The organism is Parasphingorhabdus sp., assembly GCF_039982395.1.
GTDB lineage: Bacteria > Pseudomonadota > Alphaproteobacteria > Sphingomonadales > Sphingomonadaceae > Parasphingorhabdus.
In genome coordinates this window covers 672,463-689,751 of record NZ_JBDWYO010000003.1, presented here as the reverse complement: position 1 = coordinate 689,751, position 17,289 = coordinate 672,463, and the positions used below count along the sequence as shown (strand labels likewise).

Below are 17,289 nucleotides of genomic sequence, written 5' to 3'. Positions count from 1 at the left end.
AAAGCAATTAGGGGAGGGCAATGTTTGATGGAAATTCTCCCTTTGTCCTGCTCGATGATGTGCGCGCTGTTGGTGCCGCGCCAGCCCGGCTCTATCGGGATCCGGTAGAGGTCATTCGAGTGGACCGGCTGGAAGGATTGGAGGCATGTTTTGACTCCTTGTCACGGGCGCGATTGGCGGGAAAACATGTTGCAGGCTATCTGTCTTATGAAGCGGGGCTGGATCTTGAAGAGAGGTTAAGAGGCTGTATTCCAAAGGAAATGTCGGCGCCATTGGCCTGGTTCGGGATATTCGATGACTATCAGGAAATAGCAGAAGGCGGCGTGGAATCGAGCCTGCCCGATCGTAACGGAGCCTGGCTTGGCCGGATCAAACCGCTGGTCTCACGCCCGGCCTATGACGCCGCTTTCCAGTCTGTACAAAATTATATCCAGGCCGGTGATATCTATCAGGCAAATCTCACTTTTCGTGCAGATATGGACTTTTCTGGACATCCTTTGGCGCTTTATGCCGCAATCAGGCGGCGTGCACAGGCCGGCTATGGCGGCGTCGTCTTTGATGGCGAAAACTGGATGCTGTCCTTCTCGCCGGAACTATTCTTCGCGCTGAAAGACGGCCGGATCACTGCCAAGCCGATGAAAGGCACTGCCGCGCGGGTTGCCGATCCGGAGCTTGACGCAGCGGTGCAGGCGCAGTTGCAAAGCGACCCGAAGCAGCGTGCCGAAAACCTGATGATCGTGGACCTGCTTCGCAACGACCTGTCGCGGGTGGCGCAGCAGGGCAGCGTGAACGTGCCGGAGCTTTTCCACATCGAGACCTATCCGACGATCCACCAGATGACCTCGACCGTCACCGCGCAATTGCAAGACGGCCTCGATGCGGTCGATGTGATCCGCCAGATTTTCCCTTGCGGGTCCATCACCGGCGCCCCGAAAATCCGGGCGATGGAGATAATCGACGAGCTGGAGCAAGCGCCGGATGGCGCGCCCGAAGCCAGCCAAGATACCAGCGGTCCGCGCGGTATCTATTGCGGATCCATCGGACGGATCGACGCAGCAGATGCACAGGGCCAGTCGGACGCCGCCTTTAACGTCGCCATCCGCACCTTCTTCATTCCTCCGCAAAAGGGGGAGGGCAAAGAAACGCTTTCCATCGGCCTCGGCTCTGGCATAGTAGCGGACTCAGACGGGGATGACGAATGGCGGGAATGTCTCGCCAAGGGGAGATTTGCAAAAGTGGATGCCAATGCGGAAGGCGGCCATAAGGTCGACCTGATCGAAACCATGGCCTTTGATCCCGCGCACGGTATCGCGCGGCTCGAGCCGCACCTCGAACGGATGAAGGCCAGCGCCGGCCGACTGGAATTTGAATTTGACCGCCACGCCGCGCGCAATGCGATTCAAGCAGTCACCTTCCATCAGGAAAGCCCCGCCATGGTCCGGCTGATGCTCGCCCAGTCCGGCGCACTGGCGATAGAAGTCAAACCGCTGCCCGCGCCGATAGACGGCCCGGTCCCGTGCCAGCTGGTTCCCATGAAGGCCGACCCGCAAGACTTCCGTCTGCACAACAAGACCAGCGACCGGCGGGTTTATCAGGTCGCTACGGAAGACGGCGCGCAGGGCGAGGGCGTCCACCCGATCTTCGTCGATAGCGAGGGTTTCATCACCGAAGGTGCCATCTGGAATATCTTCGTCGAGCGCGACGGCAAGCTGCTGACGCCGCCATTGGCAAGAGGCGTGTTACCGGGCGTGCTGCGCGCGGAACTGCTGGAGAGCGGGCAGGCGGTCGAGGCGGATTTGCGCGCGGCGGATCTGGCGGGCGGGTTTCTGGTGGGGAATAGTGTGCGGGGGTTGGTGCAAGGTGAGGTTGCTTAATCCGTGCTTCTAGAACCCGTTCGCGATTATTTTTCTCTTCTGAATGGGAGCTATCTGATTGGAATTATTGCCGGTTCAATGGTTTTGGTTTCGATAATCACCTATTCTGTTCGCGATGCCAAGGTCAGCAAGGTTGTTCTATTCTTGGTGCAGTCCATTATCGTGACCTCTTTGGTCACCAGCTTTCTATTCCTTCTGTTTCTGGGCTATCAATATATATTCGCCTTAAACTACAAATATATACAACTTTCGGTCGCGATTTTGCTGATTTATCTGACCCTTTTCGCTGGAATGTTGATTGATAACGCAATTCTGAAACGTGAGCCGTTTGATTTTACATTCTTCTTCATGGGTCTGATCATGTCAGTTTTAGCCGGAGCATTGTTCCCGGCGGTGTTTGTTATGTCGCGATTTGTCTGGTCGGTAATATTTTGATCTTCAATCATGAGGATTTGTCACAACGCCTCGGAATATGGTGTCCGAACATGGTGCTGGAAAACGGGCAGGCAGTCGAAGCAGATTTGCGCGCGGAGGATCTGGCAGGCGGGTTTCTGGTGGGGAATAGTGTGCGGGGGTTGGTTGGAGGTAAAATCTCGAATTAGTGCGCTGCACTTTTCGGTTCCAATTGTCTTCCACTCATTTTTGCAATTGAGTTTTCGATTCCTCAGGCTGCCCAAGCATGATCTTCATGGCAGCGCGATAAGCGTTCCCGATATCCGCGGCATGTGTTCCGCCCGGAATATCGATAAATCGCGTGTTCCACGGCAAATCATCCCGCACAGCAATGGTATCCCGCCATTTCAAGGCCGTTTCACGCAAATAGTCGCGATCACGGGAACCTGACGCTAGAATAAGATAGCCGCTCCGCTCCTTCTCTGGTGGAGTGCGATCCATACCGAATAGAAGTTTGGTATTTGGTTCGCGACCCGGGTTGCTGGCGACATGACCCCAAAATAAGTTCGGTTTTAACCATGCTGCTTGCAAGACCGCACTACCGCCGCGGCTTTGACCGACTATGATATTTCGTGTTGGAATCGTTCTAAACTGTCGATCGATGCTTGGCAGCAGCTCTTTCTCCAACATGGAAAGAAATTGTGATGCCCCTCCCGGGGTGCCGTCATCCATGATGGTGCGAAAATCTATATGACGTTTGTTTATCGAGGGATCGAAACCGCCATATGCGATGCCAACAATAATCGCTTCGGGAATTTTGTCGTCATAGTGCATGAACAAATGCAATGGCGCCAGCATCGGGAATGTTGAGTCACCATCAAGCAAATAGACAGTCGGATAGCGTTGATCGGGGTTTTTATCATAGCCTTCAGGAAGCCGGACATAAATGTGATAGTCTCTTCCGACTTCTTGGGAAGATAGCCTGAAATAGTCGCCGGCAAGAGCAGGAAGATATTGTATTGATCCGGTTTGTCTATCGGGAGTTTGGGACGCTGCCGGGGTCGCCGTTGCCAGCAATCCGAGCATAGCAAGTCGGCCAAGTTTCAATGTCAGGCTGTCATTCATCGCTATAGTCTACTCGATTAGCGTATCCTAAGCCAGTCTTTGCCCAGTCGGTTTTTGCTTGAACCTAACCGTCAATCAAGCCCGCTTCTGAAACGTGGCGCCATTCTCGTCGCGCGGCACTTTGCGCCGTTCCACGAAATCATTCGCGATGGCCGCTATTGGTGCACTTTTTGCGCGCTTGGGGCGGTCTGTGCCCAAGGCTGCGGCTTTGCCGTAAAGATAGCCCTGCACTTGATCACAACCTTCGGCGATCAGCTGTTGGGCCTGGCTCTCGCGCTCCACGCCTTCGGCTGTGGTTTGCATACCGAGGCTGCGGGCCAGATCGATGACCGAACGGACGATGGCCCGGCTTTCTTCGCGACTGTCGATCTCGCCGACAAAGCAGCGATCGATCTTGATCTTGTCGAACGGGAAGGCGCGTAAATAATTTAGCGAACTATAGCCGGTGCCAAAATCATCCAGGGAAATGCGAACGCCCAGTGCCCTTAGGCTGTGCAGCGTGCGCAGATTGCTATCGCTGTCGTTTAACAGGACGTTCTCGGTAATCTCCAATTCCAGCCGCGCCGGATCAAGGCCGGTGGTGGCGAGGGCGTTGAGTACGGTCGGGGTCAGGCTGGCACTGCGCATCTGGGCGGGGGACAGGTTGACGGCGACCATATTCTGGTTTGGCCAGGATGCGGCCTCTTCCACGGCGTTGCGGATCACCCATTCGCCCAATTGTATGATCAGTCCGGTTTCTTCGGCCAGTGGAATAAATTTGTCGGGCATGATCAAACCGTTTTCCGGATGTTCCCAGCGGACCAGCGCTTCATAACCCATTTTGTTCATGGATTTCAGATCAATGACCGGCTGATAATAGACTTTCATCTGGCCATTTTCGAGTGAATTGATGAGGTCCTGTTCCATCCGCCGCCGTTCTTCAGCGGCGACATTCATGCCTTTTTTGAAGCAGGTTATCCGGTCCCGGCCCGCCGCTTTTGCGGCATGTAGCGCCAGATTTGCTTCTTTCATGAATGTATCAACATCGTGATGCTGGTCATTCCAATGGGCAATGCCGGCGCTATATTTCAGAAAGATCCGATGTTCGTTTATCGCAAAAACATTCTTCAGATGCTCTACGGTTTCAGTCGCGATTTCTTTGGCGGCCATTGCCCGTTCGCCGGTGAGCAATAAGGAAAACTCATTGCCTCCGGTCCGGCTCAATGTGTCTTCTGGTCCGACAAATTTTCCGAAGCGGCGCGCCATGATCTGCAACAGCTTGTCGCCAATATCATGTCCGTGATCATCATTTACGGCCTGGAAATGATCCACATCGAACAAGATCAGAGCAATTTTTTTGGCAATTGGCTTGTCGTCGCCGCCGGACAGTGGATCATCCTGAGATCCGTACATCGCCCGGTTTAGTGTTTCGCCAAAGAGCCTGCGGTTTGGCAAGTCGGTCAGACTGTCAAAACGCATGAGATAGCTGGCCCTGTTCTCCGCGTCTTTCTGGGCCGTGACATCGGCGATAACGCCGCGCAGAACGATCTCATTCTCATTGGCGGCTTGCCTCGACCCGTTTTCTTTCTCGGCCGCGCGACCGCTGAGCGTCCAGCATTGTTGCGTGCCGGACACGTCGGTGATCAGGGACAGGTCGCGGAAAGAGCGTCCGTTGGAAAGATGATCGATCAGCGAATCCAAATTGCCATCTTTTTCAAAGAGAGAAGTCAGCTTGGCGCCGTTGAGTTCACCGACTGGCATTTGCGCGGCTTCCGCAAATCGGTCGCAAACGTCGACCAGCTGACCTTCCTGATCCACGGCGAATAGCCAATTGGAGGACTGTTCCTCAAAATCGTTGAGCAGCAGTTTGACCGTTTCCGACCCTTCCTCAATCTCTTTGCGAGAAAGGAGAACCTCGACAAAACCCGCGAAGATTCTGCAATTATTCTCAAACAGCAGATAGGCGTAGACAATCAGCATCACGGTCGCGATCAGGCTGACCAGGTCGCCACGGAACAGCAACCCCAAAGCCAGACAGACAGGTGTCGTGGTCAACCACGCGCGCGTGGCATCCGGCATGCAGCGATAGGTGAGAGCGCCAACCCCCATGACTCCGGCACAAACCGCCATGAGCAAACCGGATTGAATGGGACTAGCGACGCTCAGCAAAGCCGCCGCCGCCGCGCCCCATAGGTTGGCGTTAAAGGCCGCGTTGATGGTTAGCCGCTTTTTCATCCGCAGCAACTCGCTATTGTCGGAAGCGGTCTTGGATCGGCTTCTCAGCATCAATCGATCAACCGCATTGACGGTGTAAATCAGCCACCAAAGACCCAGCAGTGCTGGCGGAATATCCCCAAAATATACGAATGTGAGAATCGTCGCAGCAATAAAATTGCCGATTACACTGCTGGGAATGACGCGGCCATGCTCCAGCAATTGCTCGCGCGTGACCATTTGGCGGTCCGCTTGGGAAAGCTTGCTCAAAGTGTTATCGACGATTGTTAGGCCGGCCATCGCGCGATAGTATAACAAAGCCTGTAACGATGAGTTAAGACCGTGGTTGCAATAGCTTAACCATTGTTTATCAAATTTAACACTTCCCTTCATTGCTTCCTGCTTGCCTAAGTCACCGGACCAAAGCACAAGCAGAACGAAACAATATATATCCTTCATTTTGCGGAGACAAACATGGCCGATCAATTGGAAACCCCACGTCTGGAAACCATGGCGGTGCACGCCGGTACCGAACCCGATCCGGCCACCAACGCGCGGATCACGCCGATTTATCAGACGGCATCCTATGTTTTTGATGATGTCGATCATGCAGCCGATCTGTTCAATCTCGACGCGTTCGGGAATATCTATACGAGAATCATGAACCCGACCAACGGCGCATTGGAAGGCAAAATTGCGGCGATGGAGGGCGGTGTGGGAGCGCTTGCGGTGGCCTCGGGCCATGCCGCGCAGTTGATTGTTTTTCACGTTCTGATGGACCCCGGCGCTCATATCGTCGCAGCCAAGAAACTTTACGGTGGCTCGCTCAACCAGCTGGCCCATTCGGTAAAGAAATTCGGCTGGAATGTCACTTTTGTCGACGCTGACAATATGGACGAGGTCAAGGGCGCGATCACCGATGACACGCGCTGCGTGTTTATCGAGAGCCTCGCCAATCCCGGCGGTGTGGTGCAGGATATTTCTGCCATTGCCGATATCGCCCATGCGGCCGGCATCCCCTTGGTGGTCGACAATACGATGGCTTCGCCGATGCTTTGCCGTCCGATTGAACATGGTGCGGATATTGTCGTGGAAAGCGGTACCAAATTCCTCGGCGGCCATGGCAACAGCATCGCCGGCCTGATCATCGACAGCGGCAAGTTTGACTGGACGAAGAGCCCGAAATACGCGTTTCTGAACCAGCCCAACCCGTCCTACCATGGCAAGGTGTTTACCGATGCCTTTGGCCCAATGGCCTTCATTCTGGCCGCGCGTGCCCTGTCGCTGCGCGATCTGGGACCGGCGCTGGCCCCGCAAAATGCCTTCTATATATTGACCGGCATGGAAACGTTGGCGCTGCGCATGGAGCGGCATTGCGAAAATGCTCTAGCGCTGGCCAAATGGCTGCAAGGCCGCGACGAGGTCAGCTGGGTGTCCTATGCCGGATTGCCCGACAGCGATTATCATGCGCTGGCGCAGAAATATCTCGGCGGCAAGGGCGGCGCGGTGTTTACCTTTGGTCTGAAGGGTGGCTATGATGCGGGCACCAAGCTGGTGTCGGCGGTAAAAATGTTCAGCCATCTGGCCAATATCGGCGACACAAGATCGCTGATCATACACCCGGCTTCGACCACGCATAGCCAATTGTCAGGTGACGAATTGGTTGCTGCGGGTGCTGGACCGGACGTCGTGCGCATCTCCGTCGGCATCGAGCATATCGACGATATTATCGCGGATATGGAACAGGCGCTGGAAACTTTGTAGTGTATCGGATTCCTGCCAAAGCGAAGCTGAGAGATAATCGATGGAATATAATTGGAAAATTTTTGACGGATGTGGTTCGTTCGGTTGTTCGGCGGCATTGTTCACACTGATCGCGCCCATTGTAGCTTACATATTTTGGTACCAATATATCCACTATGATTTTGAGAAAAAGTGTCAGAATGATGTTGGGATTGTCGTTGTGGACAATCAAAATTATCGACTGTTGAGAGAAGAACTAGACAGGTTCCGAAAAAGTTACCCCAAGGCAAAAGAACATCCATATGAGTTTAATCCAAAGGGGTTTGCTTTATCGTACGGCCCAAAAAATCGGATCAAAAACTTTGGAGTAGAACCCTATGACTTTGTGTGGATGCGGGGCGATAAAAATGTAGCCATACTTAAAAACTTCTACATTGATTACCCGACAATTGATTTTAGTGGCGGAGACTTGGACGGTGATTGTGTTGGAAAGTACCCTGAAAAATATGACTTTCTCATTTGATGGAGCGAATCCAGACGTGGTTCGTGTGCGGTGAGGATCGAGTAGATTGATGACTTTATTGCGGATATGCAGCTGGTGGTGGAGTCTTTGTGATGACTGATGGTGATAGCGATTATGTCTATGACGAGGACAGCGGCGAATGGCTGAGCCCCGAAGAGGCTGCGGCCAAAGCAGCGGGACCGGACGTCGTTGATGCGGTTGGCAATCTTCTAGCCGACGGCGACGCGGTGACGCTGATCAAGGACCTCAAAGTCAAGGGCGCGGGGCAGACACTGAAACGCGGGACTTTGATCAAGTCGATCCGCCTGACCGGTGACGCGCAGGAAATTGATTGCAAGCATGACGGGATCAAAGGTCTCGTCCTACGAGCAGAATTTGTGAAAAAGCGGTCCTGAGCCATTCTCCCTGTTGCAGTGCAGCAGCAATGATATTAGGCAGTCGCCTCTTTTCCTTGAGATAGGACTCCCCATGACCAAACTTTCAGCCGCGATCGGCCGTATCCAACCTTCCGCTACCATGGCCATGTCAGGCCGGGTCACCGAGCTGAAAGCAAAGGGTATTGATGTCATTGGCCTGTCCGCCGGGGAACCCGATTTTGACACGCCGGATTTCGTCAAGGATGCCGCGATCAAGGCGATCCGTGATGGCGAAACCAACTATACGCCGGTCGATGGCACGATGGCGCTGAAGGAAGCGATTGTCGCCAAGTTCGCGCGCGACAACGACCTGACCTATACGCCCAAGCAGGTCTCGGTGAACAGCGGCGGCAAACAGTCTTTGTTTAACGCGCTTGTGGCGACGCTTGATCCCGGCGATGAAGTGATCATCCCCGCGCCTTATTGGGTCAGCTATCCCGACATCGTCAATTTCGCGGGCGGCACCCCGGTCACGATCGGCGCCGGTGCCGAGCAAAATTACAAGATCACGCCCGAACAGCTGGAAGCGGCGATCACGCCCAAAACCAAATGGCTGATCCTGAACTCGCCGTCCAACCCGACCGGTGCTGCGTATAGCGCGGACGAACTCAAGGCTCTGGGTGCGGTGATATTGCCGCATCAGAACATGATGGTGATGACCGACGATATGTACGAGCATATCTGGTATGCCGATTTTCCCTTCACGACCATCGCGCAGGTCTGCCCCGAACTATATGACCGGACGCTGACAGTGAATGGCTGTTCCAAGGCTTATGCGATGACCGGCTGGCGCATTGGCTATGCTGGCGGCCCGGAATGGTTGATCGGGGCGATGCGCAAGCTGCAGTCGCAATCGACTTCAAACCCTTGCTCGATTTCGCAAGCCGCTGCTGTGGCCGCCCTCAATGGCCCGCAGGATTTTTTGGTCGAGCGCAACACCGCATTCGAAAAGCGCCGCGATCTGGTCGTGTCCATGATCAACGATACGCCGGGGCTAAGCTGCCCGACACCGGAAGGCGCCTTCTACGTCTATCCTGATGCCAGCGGGTTGATGGGCAAAACGACCCCGAAGGGCGCGGTGATCGAGAGTGACGAAGATCTGATCACCTATTTTCTGGATGAAGCGCAGGTAGCGGCGGTGCACGGCGCCGCCTTTGGTCTCTCGCCCGCATTCCGGATCAGCTATGCCACATCGGAAGAAATATTGACCGAGGCCTGCACCCGCATCCAACGGGCCTGCGCGGCGTTGACTTAAAACCTCAGTCGCCGGGCGCGGGCATCCGCCCGCTTGGCTTTCGCGCCAATAAGGCGCGGCGGCCGGTTGGCCTTGCTTCGCTGCGCTCGGTGAGAAACTAACCAAGATTGGGAGCGCCAAACCGACGCGAAGCGGAGGCAAGCGCGACCGCGCGTCGGGCGATAGCCCGCCCCGTCGGAGGCGTTCGCGCAGCGAACTGCCGCGAGACAAAGAAAACCCGGCGATTGAGATATTATGAACAAATCCCCATTCCGATAGAAAATCTAAACGCGGGCAAACTGAATATGATCTTGTGATCAGGTTCACAGCGGTGACAGGAAGACTATCTTAAAGGCTGTAACCAACAGGCGGGATGTTTCGAACAACCAGATAACCCCCAAGGAACAGACGATGATGAAAATCTTCAAATCCGATTTGACCTACAGCCTCGGCGGCGGCTTTCTTGCCGGTGCATTGGTTCTATTCTGTATGCAACCCGCTGAGCAGCGCGGTGACCTGGGTGAGAGCCTGTCTTCGACCGTCAGCGCCGCTTCGCAGATATTGGGCTAGGCCGCTATGGGACCATTTCTTTCTCGCACGATTATGTTTGGTGTCAGCGTTGCCTGTTTTGGCGCTGTGTGGGGTGGTATGCAAACCGCTCTGCCCGACGGTCAGGCTTCTGCCATCCCTTTGATCGGAGAGGCTCATGCTGCCGAGAAGGCGACGATCATCCCGATGCCGCGCGTCAGAGCAGGCGAGAAGGGCAAGCGGGCCGTTGCGATTTTTGCCGGTGGCTGTTTCTGGGGCGTCGAAGGCGTTTTTGAGCATACCAAGGGCGTGATCAGCGCTTCATCCGGCTATCATGGCGGCACCAAGCGTAGCGCAACCTATAAGCTGGTGAGCGCAGGCATGACCAGTCATGCCGAAGCGGTGCGGGTGGTCTATGACCCGAGTCAGGTCAGCTATGGCCGGCTGATGCAGATATTTTTTTCGGTGATTGCCGATCCGACGATGCTTAACGCCCAAGGCCCGGATCGCGGCAAACATTATCGCAGTGCGCTGGTGCCAACCAATGCCGGGCAAGCGAAAGCCGCCCGTGCCTATATCGCGCAGCTGGAAAAAGGGCGCTATTGGCGGCGGCCGATTGTGACAAAGGTAGAAGCCTATAAAGCCTTTTACCGAGCGGAGACCTATCATCAGGATTTCATGCAAAAAAACCCACGGCAAGGTTATATCGTGCGTTGGGACAAACCCAAGATTGCCAATCTGAAGCGCTATTTTCCGAAACGGTATCGCGCCAAGCCGGTCAGTTGATTTTCTGGTTCGTGTTTAACGAGGTGTTAGTCTTGCCCTGCTAAGAAGGGGTCATGGTCAACCAAGAATTCGAAATTCTGATCGCATGTGCAGCCCTGATTGTGGGCCTTGCAATGCTATGGATGGCACGCAGCCAGCCCGACTGAACGAACTGACTGCTGCCGACCCGCATTAGAAGCTTAGTTTGAAACCGGCTGTGGCCTGCCACCGCCAAGCATCAGTGGTGCCGAGTCTCGTGGTTTCCCCATTCAATACTTGATCACCCGAACTGGGGTTGATGATCTGCCCGATGTCCGAAACATAGCTGGCATCGGCGCCAATGGTGAACTTCAGGTCTCGAGAGACGTCGAACTCCAGACCGGCGGCTACCGTTCCGGCAAAGCTGGTACCCGAATCATCTTCCGCAAACGTCAGTGTGAAATTTTGGTCCGCAGGAGGACATAGAGCACACATGTTCCACTCCGTCGCATCCATGTCGGTTTCACGATAATAGAGACCACCAGCTACTGACCCTGTGGCGGACACGCCTTCGGCGACGGGAAGGCGGCCGTTCAATATGCCACCCAGCCCGAATAATCTGTCCTGGACGGTTTGATCTCTACCCTGTGTTATCGGCGTACCGAATACATTGGCATTGGTCTCGCCTCTGAAACTGCGGTCCATGAACAGCGCGTTGATGAATAATGTGGCGGTGGAGGCAAACCCTCCTTCGGAAGCGATCGATGTTGTGACCGAGAATTTTACCTCATGTAGATTGAAATCGGCTTCGTTAAAGCCACTCAAGCCCCGATTGCCGATATTGAGCCCCGTCGAGCCGCTAGGCGATAGTCCACCATAGACATTGCCGACATCAATCGCGCCGCCTGCCGGTATATCAAAGTCTTTCCGCGCATCCCCTTCACTATAGCCGTAGTGAAATCCGCCTTTAAGGGCGTCTGTAAGCTCAAAATGAATTCCGGCAGATATGCCGGAGCTGTCGAATTGTGTCGGTGCTGTATCGGCGAAGGTTTCCGTGCCGGGGCCGGTGGATTGAAAGCCCGTACCCACCGTAGCATCACCGAATGTCAGAGACCCAAAGCCAGCTGAAACATATGTTCCCATATTGGATTCTACGACCAAGTCAGGGTTCGGGGTAGATGTCTCTGTCACGGGAATTTTCGCGGTGTTATCGCTTCTAAAGGGCCCGCGAACCTCGTATTCGGCAGAGGTATCTACCGGCTGGCCGCTATCATCAAGAGCAAGTTTCTCCCTATATGTGGTCGCATCTTTTATCGAATATTCATTGCCTACCGGTTTGGGTTCCCTCTCGATCATCGCCAATTCACTTGCCGTAGGAGGACATTTGAGTTGGGATGGGAATATCGCCCCTTCGATCGCAGGATCCAGTTTTTTCAACTGATTGATGGCGTCTGCTTCGTCCAGATCAGGGTCGTTGGTGAGCAGACGTTCACGTAAATCTCTGCGGATCGCGTCGAGTTCACGCAATTGCGCGAAGTGATATTCGTAGCGTTGCCGGTAAGCGGTAGCTTCTTCTTCGCTTGTTGCGGTTCTGCATGCCTCTACCAAAGAATCCAGATCGGCACGCACGTCGGATGCCCGGGGCAAGCGGCGGGCGTTGTAGACCTGATCGGGCAGGGCCTGGACGGCGAGATCCGGGTCGGGCGTTGCGGTGCTTGTGTCGGCGTTGCAGTTCAGCGCATCTGGCGCCTGGAGAATCTCGATCCGTTGCAGATCGGATGCTGTCAATCTTTCTCCATTGGGAGTGATCCATGGAATGCCGTCGGCAAAATGCTGCGGTATTTGATCGAATCTGCCTCGATATTCATCTTTCAATCCCCGCACATTCATCGGGCTGATGACGCCGGGCGTTGCGTTTCGACCAAATGCAGGGTCACCTCTGTTGATCACACAAAGGCGGTTGATATCCTCAATCCGTTTTAAATTTCCTTCAAAGCCTTCCTCTCCAAGGGCCGAAACCGGAATTGCCGTTTGCTTGATTGAGGTTTCCCGCGCTTGTGCCGACATTGCAGTGCCGGCCAGCAATATCGATACAGCTAGTTGAATGCGTTTCATATTTCACTCCCTGATGTTCCAACTTTGACCCTTGGAAATCGGGATATGGACTGAGCAATTATGACGCATCATGCATTTGTATTACATGTCGTTACAGTCTCGGTTCTTGGGGGCTAGCGGCCGAAGACCTTACGAAGAAGATCGGTTTGTCTATTGGAACCGGTCTTTTCCAGTACGCGTTGCATGTGGACCCGGGCTGTGTTGACGGCAATATTATGCGCCGCAGCATGTTCCGGCACAGAGAGTCCGCCTACAATACTATCGAGCATTTTGATTTCAGCTGGCGTCAGGTTGTGGGCCGTTCCAAATGCGTCAAAATCGATAATTTGGTTTTCGCTGGACTGACGAATGCGGCTCGTGATGTCGTCCAATATTTCCGGCTCCAGGTTCGCCAAAATCTCTTCCATCCGCTCCGCCCAAACGGGCTCAGAGCTGAGCTTGACGCCATCCCCGCGAAATTGGTTGAGAAATGGGCGGATGAAATCAAGCTGCTCAGCTTGCGCTTTTGAATTGTCATCCTGATCCGTCATGATCGACACTCTATCATTTTTGGCTCAAATATCATAGAAGGATGCATATGGATGCGGTTGCCACAAGATATCCCACGATTGCGGGAAGCGATATTGATCTCCGCTTGTTGCAGCTAGAGGCACAGGAAATTGCCAAATCCATCGGTTCGCAAATCGCACCCTTGGCCAAGTCTATCTCTGATTTTCAGGCGCGGATCGAAAATCGATTCATCAAGGTGGCTCTTCTAAGAGCATTGAAGCCGGCCTTTGACAGCGCCTCTGATCCTTCCGAAATCGCTCGCTTATTGTCGGATTATCGAACGGCAACCGCGCGCGGCCGATACGGCATTTTCACTCCCGTCATGCAGTCGCCGCCGGACACGCAGCTTTTGTTCGATCCGGCTTCTCCGGTTACCGAAGACTATGCCGATGCGAACTGGCCAGAGGGTCGATCGGATGAACCCATATTATTCTATGTGCCAGGCGGCGGTTTCATTTTGCCGCCTTCGCCGAAGCAGGTGACGCTGGCATTTCGTCTAGCGGAACATTGTGGCTGCGAGGCCGTCATTGGTAAGCACCGTTTGGCACCGGAATATCCTTTTCCCATTCCTGCAAATGATCTGGTCGACCAATATGCTACAATGCTAAAATCAGGAACTTCGGCCAACCAGATTATTCTTGCTGGTGATAGTGCGGGGGCAACGTTGATCATGGCAATGCTGTTGGAACTGCGCAAGCGGGGGCTCCCGATGCCCTCCAGCGCCATACTTTTCTCGCCATGGGGTGATCTAGCGATGCGCGGGTGGTCCTATATCTCCAAAAGTATGAGCGGCAGTAGCCCGTTCCGAATGGAAACCGCAGCTTTTAGTGCGAAGCTCTATCTTGGGGATGTCTTGCCGACGGATCCGCGTGCGTCACCAGTCTATGCAGACTTGCGGGGCTTTCCGCCCCTCGCCATACATTGCAGCCGACATGACATGCACTTTGACGATGCCGTAATGCTGGCCGAAAAAGCGCATGATGCGGGCGTGTCTGTGCGAATGAACTATTGGGACAGCCCACGACATCATCTGGAACGTTTTGGTTCCAAAGATGCCGAGAAAAGTTTTAAGCTAGTCGCAGAATTCATCAATGCGCGGTTAAAGCACATTGATTGAACATATTATTTCGGGCTGAGTACCATCAACATCTGACGGCCTTCCAGTTTCGGATAGGCCTCGACCTTCGCGGTTTCTTTCATGTCTTCCTGCACCCGCACAAGCAAAGCCATGCCGAGTTGCTGGTGCGACATTTCGCGACCACGGAAGCGAAGGGTCACCTTCACCTTGTCACCATTGTCGATGAACTTGTTCACATTGCGCATTTTGACGTCATAATCATGATTGTCGATATTCGGACGCATCTTGATTTCTTTGACGTCTTGAACCTTTTGCGTTTTCCGCGCGGCATTGGCCTTTTTCTGGGCCTCATATTTAAATTTGCCGACGTCGAGATATTTCGCAACCGGTGGTTGTGCGTTTGGAGAGACTTCGACGAGGTCGAGACCAACTTCTGCTGCACGCTCGATCGCTTCGCGCGTATTCATCACGCCAAGGTTCTCGCCCTTGTCGTCGATGACCCTTACGGTATCGGAATTGATCAGATCGTTGAATCGCGGGCCGCCTTTGACGGGCGGCGTGGGACGGCGAGGTGGTGCAGCTATGTTAAATACTCCTGAGTGTTTGTCTATGCTGGCTCATTAGCCGCAAAGCTTGCGCGAATAAAGCCTTGTTGATGGCGAAACGGATATTAGCCCTGCAAGCCGTTGTTTCGATGCAACAGCTTCCCAAGGTATATCGTCATTCTGTTGCGGGTTTCAAGTCCGGGGCAAGCGCCTCTTTCTGCAACATATCCACCACTTCGTCGAGTGTCAGAAACTCTTGTTCCTTCTGTCCAAGACGGCGTAGTGCAACTTTGCCTTCCTCGGCCTCGCGCATGCCAACCACCAGGATGTTCGGTGTTTTACCGACGCTATGCTCGCGCACCTTATAGTTGATCTTCTCGTTGCGCAGATCGGCCTCGACCCGAATGCCGGCGGCTTTCAGTTTTTCGACCACTTGCTCCGCATAGGGATTGGCATCGGTAACGATGGTCGCGACAACGGCCTGCGTCGGTGCCAGCCAGAGCGGCATTTTCCCGGCAAAATGTTCAATCAATATGCCGATGAAGCGCTCGTAGCTGCCAAAGATCGCGCGGTGGAGCATGACCGGGCGATGGCGATCGCCATCTTCTCCGACATAGCTCGCGTCCAGACGTTCGGGCAGCACGCGATCCGACTGGATCGTGCCGACCTGCCACGTCCGGCCAATCGCATCGGTCAAATGCCATTCGAGCTTGGGTGCATAGAACGCGCCTTCACCCGGCAATTCTTCCCAACCATATTCTTCGGTGGCCATGCCTGCGTCGATGACAGCCTGACGCAATTCTGCTTCGGCTTTGTCCCAATCTGCGTCGGATCCGAAGCGATTCTCGGGGCGCAGGGCCAGTTTGATGGAAAAGCCCTCAAAGCCCATTTCCTTATAGACACGGTCGGCCAATGCACAGAACGCCTGCACTTCTTCGACAATCTGGTCTTCGCGGCAGAATATATGGGCGTCATCCTGGGTGAACTGACGCACGCGCATCAATCCATGCAGTGCGCCATGGGGTTCGTTGCGATGACAGCAGCCATGTTCGAACAAGCGCAACGGCAGGTCACGATAGCTTTTGATTCCCTGACGGAAGACCAGAACATGGGCCGGGCAGTTCATCGGCTTGATCGCCATCATGTCTGCGGTTCCCGTGACGACCGGGCCCTCGCTTTCGGCATCCGGCACCTCGTCGGGGACAGCAAACATATTTTCGCTATATTTCCCCCAGTGGCCGGATTGTTCCCATTGGCGGACATCCATCAACTGCGGCGTTTTAATCTCGTCATAGCCGGCGCCGTCGATGGCCCGGCGCATATAGGCTTCGAGTTCGCGCCAGATGACAAAGCCCTTTGCATGCCAGAAGATGCTGCCCTGCGCTTCGGACTGGATATGGAATAGATCCATTTCCTGACCCAGCTTGCGATGGTCCCGTTTGCCCGCTTCTTCGAGGCGCATGAGATGGGCATTCAGCTGTTTCTTGTTGAGCCAGCCGGTGCCGTAGATCCGCGAAAGTTGAGGATTGCGTTGATCGCCGCGCCAGTAAGCGCCCGACACGCGCATCAATTTGAACGCCTTGGGATCAAGCTTGCCGGTCGAAGCCAGATGCGGACCGCGGCACATGTCCATCCAGTCGTCACCCGACCAATATACGGTAATCTCGTCGCCTTCGGGAAGCTCGGCCGCCCATTCGGCCTTGAAAGCCTCTCCGTCTTTTTCCCAGCGTGCGATCAGGTCATCCCGTTCCCAGACTTCGCGGCGCAGTGGCTTGTCGGCAGCGATGATCCGCTTCATTTCCTCTTCGATCTTCGGCAGGTCTTCGTCGGTGAACGGGTCGCCGGCGGGTGCGAAGTCATAATAGAAACCGTCGTCGGTCGACGGGCCGAAGGTGATCTGCGTACCGGGGAATATATTCTGCACCGCCTCTGCTAGCACATGGGCATAGTCATGCCGCGCCAGCTCCAGCGCTTCTTCCTCATCACGAGAGGTGATCAGGGCGAGTTCGGTGTCTTGTTCCAGCGGCCGCATGATATCACGCACTTCGCCTTCGATCCGCGCCGCTAGCGCCGCTTTCGCAAGGCCTGGCCCGATATCGGCGGCAATCTGTGCGGGGGTAGTGCCCATGGCCACTTCACGCGCACTGCCGTCGGGAAGGGTGATTTTAATCATCTTGGTCATGGGTTCAGGTCATTTCAAAATTAGTCAAAGTTAGTGCCAAGGACAGC

15 protein-coding genes are annotated in these 17,289 nt (G+C 54.5%); 9 read left to right on the top strand and 6 right to left on the bottom strand.

Features of this window, described 5'->3' with window-relative positions; translation table 11 throughout:
* Window positions 1–20: 20 nt before the first annotated feature.
* Window positions 21–1,874, top strand: coding sequence for an aminodeoxychorismate synthase component I (gene pabB / locus ABJV08_RS09885; RefSeq protein ID WP_348038251.1), 1,854 nt, complete (start codon window positions 21–23; stop codon window positions 1,872–1,874).
* 78 nt (window positions 1,875–1,952) lie between these two features.
* Window positions 1,953–2,309, top strand: a complete 357-nt coding sequence (locus ABJV08_RS09880) for a hypothetical protein (RefSeq protein WP_348038253.1) — start codon at window positions 1,953–1,955, stop codon at window positions 2,307–2,309.
* A gap of 201 nt (window positions 2,310–2,510) precedes the next feature.
* On the opposite strand, the gene ABJV08_RS09875 is transcribed toward ABJV08_RS09880, so the two are convergent.
* Together ABJV08_RS09875 and ABJV08_RS09870 are read right to left on the bottom strand one after the other, a co-directional pair.
* Window positions 2,511–3,392, bottom strand: coding sequence for an alpha/beta hydrolase-fold protein (locus tag ABJV08_RS09875; protein WP_348038255.1), 882 nt, complete (start codon window positions 3,390–3,392; stop codon window positions 2,511–2,513).
* A gap of 75 nt (window positions 3,393–3,467) precedes the next feature.
* Entirely contained in the window at window positions 3,468–5,978 is a 2,511-nt protein-coding gene (locus ABJV08_RS09870) for a bifunctional diguanylate cyclase/phosphodiesterase (RefSeq protein WP_348038257.1), read from the bottom strand.
* An 81-nt stretch (window positions 5,979–6,059) separates the two neighbouring features.
* Between ABJV08_RS09870 and ABJV08_RS09865 the strand changes: the two genes are divergently transcribed.
* The 6 genes from ABJV08_RS09865 to msrA all read left to right on the top strand — a co-directional run bounded on the left by ABJV08_RS09865 (window position 6,060) and on the right by msrA (window position 10,815).
* Window positions 6,060–7,349 carry an O-acetylhomoserine aminocarboxypropyltransferase gene (locus ABJV08_RS09865; protein ID WP_348038259.1) on the top strand — a complete coding sequence of 430 codons (1,290 nt, stop codon included), beginning with the start codon at window positions 6,060–6,062 and terminating at the stop codon, window positions 7,347–7,349.
* A gap of 40 nt (window positions 7,350–7,389) precedes the next feature.
* Complete coding sequence (locus ABJV08_RS09860; protein WP_348038261.1) at window positions 7,390–7,851, top strand: hypothetical protein; 462 nt, start codon at window positions 7,390–7,392, stop codon at window positions 7,849–7,851.
* A gap of 92 nt (window positions 7,852–7,943) precedes the next feature.
* The gene (locus ABJV08_RS09855; protein WP_348038263.1) at window positions 7,944–8,246 is read left to right on the top strand and encodes an alkylphosphonate utilization protein; all 303 of its coding nucleotides are present in this window, start codon (window positions 7,944–7,946) and stop codon (window positions 8,244–8,246) included.
* 73 nt (window positions 8,247–8,319) lie between these two features.
* The gene (locus tag ABJV08_RS09850) at window positions 8,320–9,522 is read left to right on the top strand and encodes a pyridoxal phosphate-dependent aminotransferase (protein WP_348038265.1); all 1,203 of its coding nucleotides are present in this window, start codon (window positions 8,320–8,322) and stop codon (window positions 9,520–9,522) included.
* Between the two features lie 390 nt (window positions 9,523–9,912).
* Window positions 9,913–10,071, top strand: coding sequence for a hypothetical protein (locus ABJV08_RS09845; RefSeq protein ID WP_348038267.1), 159 nt, complete (start codon window positions 9,913–9,915; stop codon window positions 10,069–10,071).
* A 6-nt stretch (window positions 10,072–10,077) separates the two neighbouring features.
* Entirely contained in the window at window positions 10,078–10,815 is a 738-nt protein-coding gene (gene msrA / locus ABJV08_RS09840; RefSeq protein WP_348038269.1) for a peptide-methionine (S)-S-oxide reductase MsrA, read from the top strand.
* A gap of 171 nt (window positions 10,816–10,986) precedes the next feature.
* Here the strand turns inward: msrA and ABJV08_RS09835 are convergent, their stop codons facing one another.
* The gene (locus tag ABJV08_RS09835; RefSeq protein WP_348038271.1) at window positions 10,987–12,888 is read right to left on the bottom strand and encodes a hypothetical protein; all 1,902 of its coding nucleotides are present in this window, start codon (window positions 12,886–12,888) and stop codon (window positions 10,987–10,989) included.
* A gap of 113 nt (window positions 12,889–13,001) precedes the next feature.
* Entirely contained in the window at window positions 13,002–13,418 is a 417-nt protein-coding gene (locus ABJV08_RS09830) for a hypothetical protein (RefSeq protein WP_348038273.1), read from the bottom strand.
* A 47-nt stretch (window positions 13,419–13,465) separates the two neighbouring features.
* Between ABJV08_RS09830 and ABJV08_RS09825 the strand changes: the two genes are divergently transcribed.
* Window positions 13,466–14,554, top strand: coding sequence for an alpha/beta hydrolase fold domain-containing protein (locus ABJV08_RS09825; protein WP_348038275.1), 1,089 nt, complete (start codon window positions 13,466–13,468; stop codon window positions 14,552–14,554).
* 5 nt (window positions 14,555–14,559) lie between these two features.
* Here ABJV08_RS09825 and infC read toward each other — a convergent pair whose 3' ends face one another.
* Together infC and thrS are read right to left on the bottom strand one after the other, a co-directional pair.
* Window positions 14,560–15,099 carry a translation initiation factor IF-3 gene (gene infC / locus ABJV08_RS09820; RefSeq protein ID WP_348038368.1) on the bottom strand — a complete coding sequence of 180 codons (540 nt, stop codon included), beginning with the start codon at window positions 15,097–15,099 and terminating at the stop codon, window positions 14,560–14,562.
* A 136-nt stretch (window positions 15,100–15,235) separates the two neighbouring features.
* A complete protein-coding gene (gene thrS, locus ABJV08_RS09815; protein ID WP_348038277.1) occupies window positions 15,236–17,242 on the bottom strand; it encodes a threonine--tRNA ligase in 2,007 nt (668 codons plus the stop codon).
* Window positions 17,243–17,289: the final 47 nt, after the last annotated feature.